Raw genomic sequence first — 15,741 nt, forward strand, 5'->3', positions numbered from 1 at the left:
ACAACCCGTAGTTGTATACAGTTTACGTGCCAGATATGCAGGATCTTAGAGGGCAGGGTAGATATTACCCACTAATTTTTTTAATAGGTCTTTGAGGGTAGCGGCGTCCGTTCCGCCAATGAGGCTGGCATAATGCTCTTCAATTTCCAGCACGCTTTCTGTGGCGGCTATTACCAGCTCTTTCCCCTTATCACTTAAAAAGATCACCATAGCGCGGTTGTCCGTTTCATGCTTACGGGTAACAATGTAACCGGCAGCCTCCAGGTTCTTTACCACCTTGCTCATGGCCTGTTTGGTAATAAGGGCTTTCTTGGCCAGCTCATTATTGATAATACCTTCCGGGGCAATATTGGCAATAAGCACCATATCCCCCATCTTAAAATCGGTATAGCCCTTTTGCTGCAATTTTTCCATCAGGCGGCCGTCCATATCCTTCTTCATAAAATTGACCATCCGGATGAGCAGGCGGGGCCTTTGTGCCAGGCAATGCTGCAATTTATCGTCCAGCAAACTGTTCATAACGCCGTATTTTCGTCAAATATATATTTATTATCTTGTTATGGCATGGAAGTGATTGACAATATATTGCATTACATACAGCAGCATTTTAATGAGGATTTGTCCTTACACACCCTGGCAGAGCAGGCGCATTACTCCCCCTATCACTTCCACCGCCTTTTCCGGCAGCAGGTAGGGGAGGCCCCTAAACAATACCTGCAGCGCCTGCGCTTGGAAAAAGCCCGCAAAGAACTGCTCTTTTATCCGCAGAAAACAATTTACGCTATAGCCATAGACTGTGGTTTTAGTTCCCAATCCGTATTTGCCAGGGCATTTAAGGGTAAATACAGGCTTACGGCGGAGCAATACCGCCTGCAGGCCTTGCAAGCCATCCGGGAACATACGGAGGGGATGACCGTGGATGTGCAGCAATTCCCCATTTCCGTTGCCCGTACAGAGAAAGCAACGCTGGCCTGCGAAATAACCGGAATGGATGAAGGGGCCATTATGCAAACATTCCATCAATTGCACCAATGGGCGGCCGCCCATGGTTTGTTATCCGGTACCCCGGAATATTACGGGGTTTTCCTCGATACCCCGCATACCACCGCGCCGGCCCAATGCCGCTATCTGGCAGGCATCCGCATACAAGGCAGTTTTACCGGCAGGGAATCTTATACCATCAAGGGTATGACGATAGCCCGTATACCGGTAATGGGCGGGTTTGATGTAATAATGGATTATGCCCTGTTTGTTAAACAACGCTGGATGCTGGACAGCGGGTATGCCCTGGTGCAGGGTGTGCCCGGTTACGAACATTTTTCCGGTATAGATTTCAGTATCCCCTATCAACAGCACTACCGCACCATCTGCGTAGGTATACAGCCCAAATAGCAAGAAATGCAAAACGGATAGCAAGAACTGGAAAAAGCCCCGCCAGGCGCCGTACTACCTTCGGTGCATCAAATCAAAACGATCACAAAATGAAAGTAGTTATTGCAGGCGGCACGTCTGGTATAGGATTGGCTACCGCCGCGTTACTGGCAAAAGAAGGGGCTGCTGTGACCATCACCGGCCGTAACCCGCAGAAACTGGAACAAGCGCTGGCCACGCTGCCGGATACCGCGCAGGGAGCATGTGTAGATGCTGCGGATGTGAACCAGCTAAAGACATTCATGGCGGCCACCGGCCCTATTGATCACCTGGTATTGGCCCTGAGCGGCGCCAAAGGCGCAGGCCTGTTCAAAGATCTGGACCTTACCCAGCTACGGGAAGGGTTTGCGGAAAAATTCTTCCCCCAACTGCAAACCTTGCAGTCGGCCCTGCCTTATCTCACTGCCGGCGGCAGCGTTACATTTATCACAGCGGTAAGCGCGCAGGCCAACATGCCGGGTACGGCGGGGTTGGGCGCCATCAACGGTGGGCTGGAGATAATGGTGCCTATACTGGCTAAGGAACTGCAGCCATTACGGGTGAATGCGGTATCGCCCGGGGTAGTGGATACCCCCTGGTGGAGCTTTATGCCGGAAGATACCAGGAAGGCAGCCTTCGCTCAGTTTGCACAAACTACGCCCGTGGGCAGGATTGGCGCGCCGGAAGATATTGCAAAGGCCATAGGGATGCTGATAGCAAATACCTTTGTTTCCGGGCAGGTGATAACGGTGGACGGGGGAGCGGGGATTTAATGTGCAGATGTGCTAATATGCTAATGTGCTAATGTTTGGGGCATTACATAATTAAATGCAAGCTGGATGTTCCAAAATAGCAATGTGCTGATGAATCAGGAAACATGATCCTTTTCATCAGCACATTAGCATATTAGCACATTATTTCATTGACTTTGCTATACCCAGCTCCAAACCGCGAAGCTCAGCCAGGCCGCGCAAACGGCCAATGGCGCTATAACCGGGATTGGTCTTTTTATGAAGATCGTCCAGCATCTGGTGCCCATGATCCGGGCGCATGGGGATGGAAACATTGCGTTTGTTCATCACCGTCAGGATACTTTTCACTACGCCATACATATCTACATCGCCTTCCAGGTGGTTAGCCTCATGGAAATTACCCTGGCTGTCACGCTGTGTGCTGCGCAGATGTATGAAGTGGATATGATCGCCCAGGCGCTCTACCATGCCGGGCAGGTCATTGTCCGCCCGCACGCCATAGGAGCCGGTGCAGAAACACAGGCCATTGGAAGCGTAGGGCGCCGCGGCCAGCAGTTCGCGGGCATCCTGCTCCGTACTTACTACGCGGGGCAGGCCCAGTATGGGAAAGGGGGGATCATCCGGGTGGATGGCCAGCTTAACGCCTGCCTCTTCTGCCACCGGGGCAATCTGCTGCAGGAAATAGAAAAGATGCAGCTTTAGCTGGGTAGCATCAATACCATGGTATTTATCCAGCGCTTCCTGGAACTGTTGCAGGGTAAAGCTTTCTTCAGAGCCTGGCAGGCCGGCAATGATATTACGTTGCAGGGAGGTCCGCTCTGCCGCCGTCATGCTGTCAAAATGTTCTTTTGCGCGGGATATATCTGCCTCATCATAATCATTCTCCGCGCCCGGCCTTTGCAGCATAAACAGGTCAAAAGCCATAAAAGCGGCCTTCTCAAAGCGCAGCGCTTTGGAGCCGTCCGCTACGGTATAGGCCAGGTCGGTACGGGTCCAGTCCAGCACCGGCATAAAATTATAGGTAACTATATAAATGCCGCATGCCGCCAGGTTCCGCAGGCTTTGCTGGTAGTTGCGGATATATTCCTTAAAACGCCCGCTCTGGGTTTTAATATCCTCGTGCACCGGCACGCTTTCAACTACAGACCAGGTAAGACCGGCTGCCTCTATAATAGCTTTACGTTGTAATATGTCTTCCTTTGTCCAAACTGCTCCGTTGGGAATATGGTGTAAGGCGGTAACGATCCCGGTTGCACCAGCTTGTTTAATATCCTGCAGGCTAACGGGATCATTGGGGCCAAACCATCGCCATGTCTGTTCCATTCTCAGCATAACTACATATAGGTTTTATGTACAAGGCTCAAAAATAGAAGATAATTGATAATTAATAATGAATAATTAATAATTAATGATACACGTTATGCGGAGGTTTCATTATAATAAAGCCGTGTTAACATAAAGTCGCTGTTAGTCGATCAGCGCCAGCATTACATCCATTACATTGGTTTGGGTAGGCCCGGTCTTTATCAGACCGCCGGCTTTTTCAAAGAAGTGATACGCGTCATTGTTCTCCAGGTAGTCAGTGGGGTTTAATGCCAGGTCTGCCGCATGCTGCATAATAGCGGCATTTACTACAGCGCCGGCGGCGTCTGTGGGGCCGTCTGTGCCATCTGTACCTGCGCTCAGGATAGTGATATGCGGGTGCGATTGCAGCGGGATCCCGGCCGCGAGCGCCAGTTGCTGGTTACGGCCTCCCAGTCCGTTACCGGTTACTACCACGGTGCTTTCCCCGCCCATGAGCAGGCAGGCCGGGCGTGGCCCCGCCCAGCGGATGGCCTGTTGCGCCAATGCCTGGGCCAGTGTATGCGCATTACCGGTAACGCTGCTGCTTAACAATGTGGTTTGGTAACCTTGTGCTTCCGCTGCTTTGGCGGCTGCTTCCAACGCAATACGGTTAGTGCCTGCCAGGCAATTATAGGTAGTACTGAAGCCGGTATGGCCGGGTTTGGGCGTCTCTGCTATCTTCCCCTCCAGTCCCGCTTGTATATGTTGACGGATAACCGCCGGAATACGTGTCTGCAGCTGATATTTCTCCAGTATGGCCTGCGTGTCCGCAAAGCTGGAGCGGTCCGGTACAGTGGGGCCGGAGCCTATTACATCCAGGTCATCGCCTACCACATCACTGAGGATCAGGGTACATAACGTGGCCGGGTATACTGTAAGGGCCAGTTGCCCGCCTTTGATAGCGGAGATATGTTTACGCACCGTATTCATTTCATGGATAGTGGCGCCGCTTTTTAAAAGCAGGTCAAACACGGCTTGTACATCCGCCAGGCTGGCGCCGGGGGGCATGTCCGCCATAAGGGCAGAGGCGCCGCCGGACAGCAGGAATAATACCAGATCCTGTGGCCGTACGTCTGCCAGCAGGTCCATCATCTCCCTGGTGGCGCGTACGCCATTGTCATCCGGCACGGGATGGCCCGCTTCGGCTAGTTTTATCTGTTGAAGAGGAAGGGCATGTTCGTATTTAGTGATCACCATTCCCCGCAGCGGGTGAGGGATACCGATGGCTTCCACTGCCTGTGCCATAGCGGCGGCAGCTTTACCGGCGCCTGCAACAAATATGCGGCTATCTGGCTGTAACGGGAAATGCCGGCCTGCTATCAGCAAGCCATTAGGCTGTACCTGTACCTGGTTGGGAATTAAATATTGGGGCTGTACTGCAGCTACGGCCTCCCTGAAAATAGCGATGGCTATTTCCGGGCTGCTCATGTTGTTTTACGGGCTAGTTTTCGTTCCTGCTTCTTATCCATTTTTGCTTCCAGCTGCTCCCGTTTCTTCATCTCCCAGTCATTCCACTTCTTGAACTGGTTGGGGGTTAATACCGTTTTGAAGCGTTGGCTGCGTTCTTCATTCAGGGATTTCAGCTGTTGCATGCGGTCCTTGGCAGCAAGGCTTTTATTGGCTTTAATAGCGTCGCGGCGGCGGATGATATCTTCGTTGATGGTGTAGATCTGTTTTTCCTGGGCATGGGAAAGACCCAATTCACGATAGAGCTTATCACTCATCTTATCGGCCCTTCCTGCTGCGCTCCACCGGCCCTGCTTAAGTGCGCTGGTGTCCTTTACCTGTGCCGTACTGTGGGCATTAAAAGCCAGCAGGCAAAGTAGGAAAGCACCGGTGAGCATCATGATCTTATTCATAGTAAAAAAGAATTGTGTCTTCGATGGAATTCGGTTCCGGACTAAGGTACAGAAACTACCATTCATAAAAAATCCTATAAAATAAATATAGCTATATTAAATTTAAGTTTTTCTTTTTCCCTTGTGCCAGCCGGATCCTGAAACCCGAACCATCATCTAAACCGCAAATAAAATCTATCGTATGGAGCATCCCTCAACTATTATTTCCGATACCGGAAAATTAAGTCGTCCGGTATGCGTGCCTACCCGGGTACGTAGTCGGCGTAAAACATTCATTTACTTATTATTGGGCGGCCTGTTAACCGCCGGCTATGCCAAAGCCCAGGAAACTTTCCCGGTTAACGGGGTGGCAGACCCGCGCGAAGGCTGTTTTGCCTTTACCCATGCCACCCTGGTAAAAGACGCAGGCGCTACCCTGGAGGACGCTACCCTGGTGATCCGTGACGGGCGCATTATCAGCGCCGGCGCTGGCGCCGCTATTCCAAAGGACGCTGTGGTAATAGATTGTAAAGGCAAATACATCTACCCGTCCTTTGTGGATCTGTACAGCGACTATGGCACCCAGCCGGTGAAAAAGACCGTCCAGGGTTTCCGCGCCCCACCCCAGTTCCTATCCAATACCAAAGGCGCTTTTGGCTGGAACCAGGCCATTAAGAGCGAAGTACAGGCAGCCTCCGTATTTAATGCGGATGAGCCCAAAGCTAAAGCCTTACGGCAGGCAGGTTTTGGCGCGGTGCTTACCCATCAGCAGGATGGGATCGCCCGCGGCACCGGCGCGCTGGTTACACTGGCGGCAAACCGTGAGAATAAGGCGCTGATCCGCGAAAAAGCATCCGCACAGTATTCGTTTGATAAAGGCAGCTCTACCCAAAACTACCCCGGTTCCCTCATGGGCTGTATTGCCCTGCTGCGTCAAACCTATCTGGATGCCCAATGGTACAAGGCCCATCCCTATAAGGAAGGCACTAATCTTAGCCTGGAAGCCTGGAATGAAGAGCAGGGTTTACCCCAGGTATTTGAAGCCGCTGATAAATGGGATGTATTGCGGGCGGATAAGATAGGCGATGAATTTGGCGTACAGTATATCATCAAAGCTGCTGGTAACGAATACCAGCGTATGCCGGAAATGGCGGCCACAAAGGCTTCATTTATACTGCCGCTGAACTTTCCCGCCGCTATGGATGTGGAAGACCCCAATGATGCCCGTTTTGTGGCCCTGAGCGATATGAAACATTGGGAGCTGGCCCCCACAGAACCGGCCGCTTTTGAAAAAGCCGGCATTCCTTTCTGTTTGACCGCCGCCGGTTTAAAGGACATGAAACAGTTCATGACAAACGTTCGCAAGGCTATTGAATATGGCTTAAGCGAGCAGAAAGCGCTGGAGGCCCTTACCAAAGTACCTGCTGCCCTTATTAAGGCGGATGATAAAGTAGGCACACTGGACGCTGGCAAATTGGCCAACTTCCTGATCACCTCCGGCCCGCTGTTTAAGGAGAATACCGTGGTATTCCAGAACTGGGTACAAGGCGAACGGTATATCATCAATGAAGATGGCTGGACGGATGTACGCGGTACTTACACCCTTAACGTAAATGCCGGCGCTACCTACACCTTGTTGGTAAAGGGCTCGCCCGTAGCGCCCTCCCTTTCCCTGCTGCAACAGCAGGATACTCTTAATGGTACCATTGTGCTGGAAGGTAAGCTGGTAAGACTGTCCTTCCCGTTAGCCAAACGCAGTACCCGCACCTTGCGCCTCAGCGGGGTATTAACGGATAATGCCTGGACCGGCAACGGCCAGGATACCAGTGGAAATCCGGTCAAATGGACCGCGGCGTTTACCAAAGCTTTTGTGCCGCCGGCAGATACCGCAAAACATAAAGCGCCCCAGGACCTGGGCAAGGTATATTATCCCTTTACCGGCTATGGCTGGGAAGTCTTACCTCCACCACAGGATATCCTTATTAAAAACGCTACCGTATGGACCAACGAGACGGAAGGTAAACTGGAAAATACCGATGTGCTGGTCCGCAATGGCAAAATAGCGCAGATAGGCAAGAACCTGGCTGTCGGCAATGCCCATGTAATAGACGGTACCGGCAAACATCTTACGCCCGGTATCATTGACGAGCACTCTCATATCGCCATATCCAAAGGCGTAAATGAAGGCAGCCAGTCCGTTACTTCCGAGGTACGTATCGCAGATGTGCTGAACCCGGACGATATAAATATCTACCGCCAGCTGAGCGGCGGCGTTACCTCCAGCCATTTGCTGCATGGCTCTGCCAATACCATAGGCGGACAAACGCAGCTGGTAAAACTACGCTGGGGCGCAGACGCAGAAGCGCTCAAATTTGCCAACTGGGACCCCTTTATCAAATTCGCTTTGGGCGAGAATGTGAAACAGGCCAACTGGGGCGATGCCGCCCGGGTACGTTTTCCGCAAACGCGTATGGGGGTAGACCAGGTACTTACAGACGCCTTTACCCGCGCCCGTGACTACGAAAAACAGGGCGCCGGCAAACGCCGCGATCTGGAGCTGGATGCCCTGGTAGAGATCCTGAACCATAAACGCTTTATCACCTGCCACTCCTATGTACAAAGCGAGATCAATATGCTGATCCATGTGGCAGACCATTTTGGATTTACCGTAAATACATTCACACATATATTGGAAGGTTATAAGGTAGCTGATAAGATGAAAAAGCACGGCTCAGGCGCCTCTACCTTCGCCGATTGGTGGGCCTATAAAATGGAAGTACAGGATGCCATGCCTTACAATGCTACCATTATGCAGCGGTTAGGGCTTACAGTGGCCATCAACTCTGATGATGCTGAAATGGCCCGCCGCCTGAACCAGGAAGCTGCCAAAAGCATTACCTATGGCGGTATGGCGGAAGAAGATGCGTTGAAGATGGTGACCCTGAACCCCGCTAAGCTCCTGCATATCGCAGACCGCGTAGGCAGTATTAAAGCAGGTAAAGATGCAGACCTGGTATTATGGAGTGATCACCCGCTGAGCATTTACGCCAAATCAGAAAAGACCATCGTAGACGGTATCGTATACTTTGACCGGGAGCGGGATGCGGTAATGCAGGAACGTATTGCAGCAGAACGTAACCGCCTGATCCAGAAAATGCTGGGAGAGAAGAAAAGGGGTGCGCCGGTACAAAAAGCAGTGCCTACCCGCGAGGATCTCTGGAACTGTGAGGACATGGAAGCCGGCCACCAACGCAGCATTATAGGCGGAGATGACAACCAATAACTGCAATGCATCTAAACCATTAAACAGGAAAACATCATGACAAAACATATTCGTTCATATATAACCTGCCTGGCCTTCACCACAACGGCCTTTGCGCAGGAAACCATTTACCCAACGCCTGCCCAGCAGAAAAACATTGTGCTTACAAATGCCATTATACATGTGGGTAATGGCCAGGTGATAGAAAAAGGCGGTATTGCCTTCTCCAACGGAAAGATCACTGCCTTAGGCGCCAGCGTTACCGGCGGGGCCGATGCACAGGTAATAGACCTGCAGGGCCAGCATATCTATCCCGGCATTATAGCGCCCGCAACAGATCTGGGCCTTACAGAAGTAGAAAGCGTGCGCGCCACCAATGACTATGAAGAAGTGGGTGACCTGAACCCATCAGTAAGCGCAATTGTTGCCTACAATACAGACTCCAAAGTGATCAATACGTTGCGCACGAATGGCATACTGCTGGCACAGATAGCCCCGGTAGGCGACCTGCTGTCCGGCTCCTCCTCCGTAGTACAACTGGATGCCTGGAACTGGGAAGATGCTGCCTACAAAACAGATGATGGCGAGCATTTCTATATGCCAAAGTTATTGCCCCCGGCTAATCCCCGCGGCCCGCTACCGCCCGCTACAGACCGTGTAAAGGATGCCCTGGATAAGGTAGAACAGGTGCGCGCTTTTTTCCGGGAAGCCAAAGCCTATATACAAGAGGAAAAACATACGGAGACCAACCTGAAATTTGAAGCCCTGCGCAAGCTCTTTGCAAAAGAGCAGAAACTGTATATACACTGTAACATTGTAAAGGAAATGCTGCTGGCGGTAGATATCGCCAGGGAATTTGGCTTTAATGTGGCCATCGTAGGCGGGGCAGACTCCTGGCAGATAGCGGACATACTCAAACAAAACAATATTGCCGTAATACTGGAACAACCACATAGCCTGCCGTTGATGCAGGATGACGATGTGGCCCAGCCCTATAAAACTGCCGCCCAGCTGCAAAAAGCCGGCGTGCTGTTCTGCATTAGCAACGAAGGTTTCTGGCAACAGCGTAACCTGATGTTCGAAGCAGGCACCGCCAGCGCCTATGGCATGACAAAGGAAGAGGCTTTAAGCGCCATTACGCTGAATACGGCAAAGATATTAGGGATCGATAAAACCACCGGCTCACTGGAAGTTGGAAAAGATGCCAATATCGCGGTAAGCACCGGGGATATACTGGATATGAAAACTAACCATGTTACGCATGCTTTTATACAGGGTAGGGAAGTGAACCTGGATAACAAGCATAAGCAGTTGTATGAAAGATATAAGTACAAGTATGGATTGAAATAAGCATAAAAAGAAAAGANNTCTTTTCTTTTTATGCTTATTTTTTATTTAATCGCTATCAGGTAATAGGTCTTTTTGCCCTTCTGCACAAAGATATACTGATCACGCAGTAGCAATGATTGATCCACTACAAAGTCCGGTGCGTCAACTTTGTTCTTATTGATGCTGATACCGCCGTTCTGCAACATTTTGCGCGCCTCGCCCTTGCTGGGGAATATATTGGTATCCGACAGAAAACTGATAATGTCTTTGCCTGCTTCCAGATCTGCACGGGGCAGATCCACCCTGGGCACGCCGTCCATTATATCCAGTAATTGCTCTTCTGTAAGGGATTGCAGGATGGCAGCGGTATCGTTACGAAAAAGCAGCTCGGATGCCTGCACTGCAAAATCATATTCCTTTTCACCGTGAATAAAGACGGTTAATTCCTGTGCCAGTCTTTTCTGCAGCAGGCGTTTACCTGGGTCTTGCCGGTGCTCTTCAATAATAGCATCAACAGTAGGCTGGTCCAGGAATGAAAAGATGCGGATGTAGCTTTCAGCATCTGCATCAGTGGTCCTTAACCAAAACTGGTAGAACTGGTAAGGCGAAGTCTTTTTCGCATCCAGCCATACGTTCCCCTGCTCTGTTTTGCCAAACTTAGTACCGTCTGCTTTTTTGATCAGCGGGCAGGTAAAAGCAAAAGCCTCGCCGCCGGCTTTACGCCGTACCAGCTCCGTGCCGGTTACGATATTGCCCCACTGGTCAGATCCGCCCATCTGCAGTTTACAGTTCTTAGCGGTGTACAAATGGTAGAAATCGTAGCCTTGTATCAGTTGGTATGTAAATTCTGTAAAGGAAATACCGTTATCACCTTCCAGGCGTTTTTGCACAGAGTCCTTGGCCATCATGTAGTTAACCGTGATATGTTTACCCACATCGCGGATAAAGTCCAGGAAGGAAATATCCTTGAACCAGTCATAGTTATTCACCATTTCCGCCGCGTTAGCTTTGGAAGGATCAAAGTCCAGGAATCTTTCCAGCTGTGCCTTAATACATTGCTGGTTATACTGGAGGGTTTCCAGGTCCAGCATCTTTCTTTCTTCTGCTTTGAAGGACGGGTCGCCCACCATACCGGTAGCGCCGCCTACCAGCGCCAGGGGTTTATGACCGGCCTTTTGCAGGTGCACCAGCAGCAGTATGGGCACCAGGCTGCCAATGTGCAGGGAGTCTGCTGTGGGATCAAAACCCACATAGGCGGTGGTCATCTCTTTTTGTAATTGCTCTTCCGTGCCAGGCTTTATATCCTGTAACATGCCGCGCCAGCGCAATTCTTCTATCAGGTTCATCGGTATATTGAAAATTTGTGCAAACCTAAGAAATAGTTGGCAGTTTGTGGTAGCCCGCAGGGTAGGGGCAGCCCGGGCCCTACTTGGCCTGTTGTTTGTGGTTCTATGCTGAAACCCAGTGGCGTACAGCTAGTTATTGACATTTAACGCCTTCAAAAAATCTGATATAATGGCAAAAACCGGTATCCATTCACAAAATTCTCAGCAGGAAGTAGTGGTAGGCATCGACCTGGGCACTTCCAACAGCCTCATAGCAGTGGTGCATCCTCTACTCCGGCAGCCTGTAACGCTGCGCGAGTATGACCGTAGCGCCGTAGTGCCATCTGTGGTATATTTTACAGAAGAGCATCACATCGTAGTAGGAGACCGGGCCAGGGCAAAACTAACCACCCATCCCCGTCAAACGGTATACAGCACTAAACGCCTGATGGGCCGGTCCTATGAGGATATCAGAGAGCAAACCATGTTTTACTCCTACCGGATCTCGGCCGGTCAGGCAGAGAGTGTGGTGAAGATCGAGGTGAATGATACTTCCTACTCCCCGGTTGAACTATCCGCCTATATACTGCAGGCGCTCAAACGCCGGGCAGAGCTTATATTGAAGGTACCCGTCACCAAAGCGGTGATCACGGTCCCTGCCAGCTTTAACGATGCCCAGCGGCAGGCGACCCGGGACGCCGGCAAACTGGCGGGCCTGGATGTATTACGTATCATCAATGAGCCTACCGCCGCCGCCCTGGCTTTTGGACTGGGGATGGGGAAGGAGGAAAAAACAGTAGCGGTCTATGACCTGGGCGGCGGCGCTTTTGATATTTCCATCCTGAAGATCAGCAATGGGAATTTTGAGGTATTGGCTACCCAGGGTGATAGCAGCCTGGGCGGCGATGACCTGGACCGGGTAATAGTAGACCACTGGGCATACCTCCACGAAATATCCCAGGAAGCACTGGGCAGCAATAAGGGCCTGGCGCAGGAGTTACGGCTAAAAGCAGAAGAGGCCAAGCAGGCCCTGTCGCAGACCAGTTATTTCCGTACCCGGATGAACAATTATGAACTGCAGCTAACCCGGGAGCAGCTGGATGAGCTGATACAACCCCTGATAGAAAAGACACTGCAGCACTGCCGGTTAGCATTGCAGGACGCGCAACTGGCCGTGAAGGATCTGGCCGCTGTTATTATGGTAGGCGGCTCCACCCGCATTCCCCTGATAAAGGATACGGTAAGCGCCTTTTTTGAACAACCGGTGAACGATTCCCTTAATCCGGACGAAGTAGTAGCCATAGGCGCCGCTATACAGGCGGATATGCTGGCCGGTAACAGCCCGGAGCTGACCCTGATGGATGTAACGCCTTTGTCACTGGGTATTGAGACCATGGGAGGCCTTATGGATGTATTGATACCCCGCAATACCAGGATCCCCGCCAGCGCCACCCGCAGTTACACTACCCAGCAGGATGGGCAGGGCGAAATGAAAATAGCCGTGTACCAGGGCGAGCGGGAGCTGGTAAAGGATAACCGCAAACTGGCGGAGTTTGACCTGGCTGGCATCCCTAATATGGCGGCCGGCCTGCCCCAGATCCAGGTCTCTTTCCTGTTGGATGCAGATGGGATCCTGACCGTAGACGCCCGGGAAATGGGTAGCGGCGCTGCACAGCATATTACCGTACAACCGGCCCGCGGCCTTACAGGCGACACGGCCGGTAAAATGGTGTTAGCGGCCATTACCCATGCCCAGGAAGATATGGAGACCCGTAACCTGGTGGAGATTCAGACGGCAGCACAGCAGCTGCTGGATGTAACAACTGCTTTCCTGGACCGTAATAGTGAGCTGCTTACAGAACAGGAAACAGACAATACCCGGCAGGCTATGGACGCCTTGCAGGAGGTGGCAGCCACCGCTGACCAGGAGGCTATCACGGAGAAAATAGAGCAACTTAACAAGATAACCCTGCCCTTTGCGGAAAGGCTCACGGAAAAGGCCCTGAGGAAGGCTCCGTGAAACTACGTAGTTTTATAAACCCGCGCTACTACTGTAACCCCGCCTACCCGGATGTATTTACTTTGCATCTGTAATCAAACATTATTTGTTAAAAATTCTTCAACCCCCAGTTATGCAAGACAGATTGTATGCGGGCCAGAGCCTGCCCGTAAATGGATCGTTAACCTCCGCAAATGGACAACATACCCTGATCTTACAGGGAGACGGAAACCTGGTCTTATACCGTGTAAAGGATCATGTGGCCCGGTGGGCAACCGCAACAGACGGACAACAAGTGGACATTGCAGAGATGCAGGGCGATGGTAATTTTGTGATGTACGGCCCTGGTCACAGTTATGTATGGGACAGCGCTACTGATCAGCGTCCTGGCGCTTTCCTGGTACTGCAGGATGATGGTAACCTGGTAATATACGATGGTAACGGCGCGCCCCTCTGGTCTTCTGATACGTGGATCGCCAGCGCCAGTGTAGATGGGTTCTTACCCAGCCGCAACGCATTCCATTTCTCTAACAGCGGTATCCCTTCCTGCCCGCTCTTTACCATACAGCCGCCTATTCCTTACGGCAACATCAGCATTCCCATTGGCAATGCCTCCAACGGTCTTTGCGGCGGAATGGTGTTTGCCACCCGCGATATGTTCGAGGCCGGCCTGCAGCCGCCTGCTACCAGCTCCAACAGTGTGCTGTGCAATGGCGGTCCCATGTTCAGCTTCCTGGTAAACCGGCTCATAGACAGTTTTAACTTGCCCGGCGGTATTGCCAACTATATGTGGCTCATGGATCCCGCCCTGCCGGATCATGAGACGGTAGCCAGCAAGATAGGTTTTGCCCCGCATGGCAGAACCTGGAAAATGGTGCATGAGGAGTGGCCGCGGATCAAGCAGGATATTGATAACAACCAGTTATGCCCCCTGGCCCTGGTGCAGGTGAAAACGCTGGACCCTACCCAATTGGGTAAGAATCACGTGGTATTGGTATATGGTTATGAAGTGGACGGTACCGATCTTACCCTGAAGGTCTATGATCCTAATTTCCCTAACGAGGATAATGTAGTGATACAGCTGTCCATTGCAGATCCTACCCGGACTATTACTGTTAGCCGTTCACACGGCAGTCATCCTATATTCTGTTTCTTTCGCCTGGGATATGGCTTTGAGTCGCCGGACTTTGTATTTGAAGATGGTAGTGTAGTACGCGAGCAATCAGCCCCGGATGTGAATGTGATCTTTGGCAACCGTAAATTCTGGATTCCATCCCCCGCCATTCTGGAAACCTTTTACGGAGGCTGGAGCAATGTGAGGGTATTGCCCGATGGTAAGCTAAGCAGCCTGGATCCGCTACCGGTAGAGGGCACCGTATTGCAGGAGCATAACCGCCCCGAAGTGTACGTAATATCAGCAAAAAGGAAATGCCATGTTACAAGTCCGGATGTTTTAGCGCGATATGGTGGATGGGCTATGGTTAGGAAAGTGCCTGATGGAAGTTTGAATACCATCCCCACCGGCAGTCCTGTGTATTAAGCAGGTATAACCCCAGAAACAGCCATAGCCGTCTCCAGAGAGGCGGCTATGCTGTTTAATATCGTCTGTATATGCTTACAGGTGTTGCAGACACTCGCGCAGGCTATCCTTCCAATGGGGGATCTCAATACCAAAGGTGGTTTTGATCTTTTGTTTGTTGAATACACTGTAGGCCGGGCGTTGAGCCGGTGTAGGGTATTGATCACTGGTGATAGGCTGCACCTGACAGGCCGCCGCGGTTAATTCTTTTATTGTTACTGCAAAGTCATACCAGCTGGTAACGCCCTCGTTACTGTAGTGGTATACACCGCCTAAATTAGTTTCCGGGTTCAACTGCCGGTACTGTAGTATCTGCAGAATGGCTTTTGCCAGATCTACCGCATACGTAGGCGTGCCTGCCTGGTCAAATACTACGTTCAGGCTGGGGCGCTCCTGCATCAGTTCCTTCATGCGTTTTACAAAGTTCACCCCAAACTGGGAGTATAACCAGGAGGTACGGATCACAATGGTAGCAGGATCATTGCCCAGCGCAGCAGCTTCGCCACGCAGTTTTGAAGCGCCGTATATGCTCTGCGGGTTGGGTTCATCCTCTTCCGTATAAGGGCGGTAATATTTACCGTCAAATACGTAATCTGTAGAGATATGGATCAACTGTGCGCCGTGCTCCTGGCAGGCGGCAGAGAGATTCAGCGCTCCTTCAAAATTGAGCTGGAAGGCTTTTTCCTCGTCCGTTTCTGCTTTATCTACTGCGGTATAGGCTGCGCAGTTAACGCAGGCATGTATGGACTGCGCCGTAAAGAACGCAGTTACCGCTTCCGCACTGGTAATATCCAGTTCCTGGAAATCAGTATAAATGAAGTTAAGCTCCGGATATTGACCCGCTATTAACTGGATGGCTTGCCCCAGTTGGCCATTTGCGCCGGTGACCAGAATGTTTTGCAT

Annotated in this window: 12 protein-coding genes; 6 read left to right on the plus strand and 6 right to left on the minus strand. The window is 51.4% G+C overall.

From position 1 onward, the window contains the following. Window positions 1–45: 45 nt before the first annotated feature. A complete protein-coding gene (locus F0L74_RS16140) occupies window positions 46–519 on the minus strand; it encodes a MarR family winged helix-turn-helix transcriptional regulator (RefSeq protein ID WP_149838944.1) in 474 nt (157 codons plus the stop codon). A gap of 45 nt (window positions 520–564) precedes the next feature. Here F0L74_RS16140 and F0L74_RS33310 point away from each other — a divergent pair, with 45 nt between their 5' ends. Both F0L74_RS33310 and F0L74_RS16155 read left to right on the plus strand, forming a co-directional pair. Then, complete coding sequence (locus tag F0L74_RS33310; protein WP_188316037.1) at window positions 565–1,392, plus strand: AraC family transcriptional regulator; 828 nt, start codon at window positions 565–567, stop codon at window positions 1,390–1,392. Window positions 1,393–1,481: 89 nt separating this feature from the next. Beyond that, window positions 1,482–2,183 (plus strand): SDR family oxidoreductase, encoded by a 702-nt coding sequence (locus F0L74_RS16155; RefSeq protein WP_149838945.1) that lies wholly within the window; start codon window positions 1,482–1,484, stop codon window positions 2,181–2,183. Between the two features lie 141 nt (window positions 2,184–2,324). Here F0L74_RS16155 and uxuA read toward each other — a convergent pair whose 3' ends face one another. From uxuA to F0L74_RS16170, 3 genes are all read right to left on the minus strand, one after another. Further along, a complete protein-coding gene (uxuA, locus tag F0L74_RS16160; protein ID WP_149838946.1) occupies window positions 2,325–3,494 on the minus strand; it encodes a mannonate dehydratase in 1,170 nt (389 codons plus the stop codon). A gap of 135 nt (window positions 3,495–3,629) precedes the next feature. After that, complete coding sequence (locus tag F0L74_RS16165; RefSeq protein WP_149838947.1) at window positions 3,630–4,934, minus strand: glycerate kinase type-2 family protein; 1,305 nt, start codon at window positions 4,932–4,934, stop codon at window positions 3,630–3,632. Further along, complete coding sequence (locus tag F0L74_RS16170) at window positions 4,931–5,365, minus strand: DUF4890 domain-containing protein (protein ID WP_149838948.1); 435 nt, start codon at window positions 5,363–5,365, stop codon at window positions 4,931–4,933. Before F0L74_RS16170 ends, F0L74_RS16165 begins: the two co-directional genes overlap by 4 nt. Before the next feature lie 181 nt (window positions 5,366–5,546). On the opposite strand from F0L74_RS16170, the gene F0L74_RS16175 reads away from it, so the two are divergent. Together F0L74_RS16175 and F0L74_RS16180 are read left to right on the plus strand one after the other, a co-directional pair. After that, window positions 5,547–8,627: an amidohydrolase family protein gene (locus tag F0L74_RS16175; protein ID WP_149838949.1), complete on the plus strand. Its 3,081-nt coding sequence runs from the start codon at window positions 5,547–5,549 to the stop codon at window positions 8,625–8,627. Between the two features lie 36 nt (window positions 8,628–8,663). Further along, entirely contained in the window at window positions 8,664–9,956 is a 1,293-nt protein-coding gene (locus F0L74_RS16180; RefSeq protein ID WP_149838950.1) for an amidohydrolase family protein, read from the plus strand. A gap of 41 nt (window positions 9,957–9,997) precedes the next feature. Here the strand turns inward: F0L74_RS16180 and tyrS are convergent, their stop codons facing one another. After that, window positions 9,998–11,281, minus strand: coding sequence for a tyrosine--tRNA ligase (gene tyrS, locus F0L74_RS16185; RefSeq protein ID WP_149838951.1), 1,284 nt, complete (start codon window positions 11,279–11,281; stop codon window positions 9,998–10,000). A gap of 169 nt (window positions 11,282–11,450) precedes the next feature. Here tyrS and hscA point away from each other — a divergent pair, with 169 nt between their 5' ends. Together hscA and F0L74_RS16195 are read left to right on the plus strand one after the other, a co-directional pair. Further along, entirely contained in the window at window positions 11,451–13,280 is a 1,830-nt protein-coding gene (gene hscA, locus F0L74_RS16190) for a Fe-S protein assembly chaperone HscA (RefSeq protein ID WP_149838952.1), read from the plus strand. Window positions 13,281–13,392: 112 nt separating this feature from the next. Then, entirely contained in the window at window positions 13,393–14,799 is a 1,407-nt protein-coding gene (locus tag F0L74_RS16195; protein ID WP_149838953.1) for a hypothetical protein, read from the plus strand. 75 nt (window positions 14,800–14,874) lie between these two features. On the opposite strand, the gene rfbD is transcribed toward F0L74_RS16195, so the two are convergent. After that, entirely contained in the window at window positions 14,875–15,741 is an 867-nt protein-coding gene (gene rfbD / locus F0L74_RS16200) for a dTDP-4-dehydrorhamnose reductase (protein WP_149838954.1), read from the minus strand.

This window comes from Chitinophaga agrisoli, from assembly GCF_008386695.1.
Classification (GTDB): Bacteria; Bacteroidota; Bacteroidia; order Chitinophagales; family Chitinophagaceae; genus Chitinophaga; species Chitinophaga agrisoli.

Excerpts from the sequence above, each read along its gene's own strand:
- uxuA (WP_149838946.1), bottom strand. The coding sequence starts at position 3,494 with ATGCTGAGAATGGAACAGACATGGCGATGGTTTGGCCCCAATGATCCC.
- F0L74_RS16140 (WP_149838944.1), bottom strand. The coding sequence starts at position 519 with ATGAACAGTTTGCTGGACGATAAATTGCAGCATTGCCTGGCACAAAGG.
- F0L74_RS16170 (WP_149838948.1), bottom strand. The coding sequence starts at position 5,365 with ATGAATAAGATCATGATGCTCACCGGTGCTTTCCTACTTTGCCTGCTG.
- hscA (WP_149838952.1), top strand. The coding sequence starts at position 11,451 with ATGGCAAAAACCGGTATCCATTCACAAAATTCTCAGCAGGAAGTAGTG.
- F0L74_RS16175 (WP_149838949.1), top strand. The coding sequence starts at position 5,547 with ATGGAGCATCCCTCAACTATTATTTCCGATACCGGAAAATTAAGTCGT.
- F0L74_RS16180 (WP_149838950.1), top strand. The coding sequence starts at position 8,664 with ATGACAAAACATATTCGTTCATATATAACCTGCCTGGCCTTCACCACA.
- F0L74_RS16155 (WP_149838945.1), top strand. The coding sequence starts at position 1,482 with ATGAAAGTAGTTATTGCAGGCGGCACGTCTGGTATAGGATTGGCTACC.
- F0L74_RS16165 (WP_149838947.1), bottom strand. The coding sequence starts at position 4,934 with ATGAGCAGCCCGGAAATAGCCATCGCTATTTTCAGGGAGGCCGTAGCT.
- F0L74_RS33310 (WP_188316037.1), top strand. The coding sequence starts at position 565 with ATGGAAGTGATTGACAATATATTGCATTACATACAGCAGCATTTTAAT.
- tyrS (WP_149838951.1), bottom strand. The coding sequence starts at position 11,281 with ATGAACCTGATAGAAGAATTGCGCTGGCGCGGCATGTTACAGGATATA.
- F0L74_RS16195 (WP_149838953.1), top strand. The coding sequence starts at position 13,393 with ATGCAAGACAGATTGTATGCGGGCCAGAGCCTGCCCGTAAATGGATCG.
- rfbD (WP_149838954.1), bottom strand. The coding sequence starts at position 15,741 with ATGCAAAACATTCTGGTCACCGGCGCAAATGGCCAACTGGGGCAAGCC.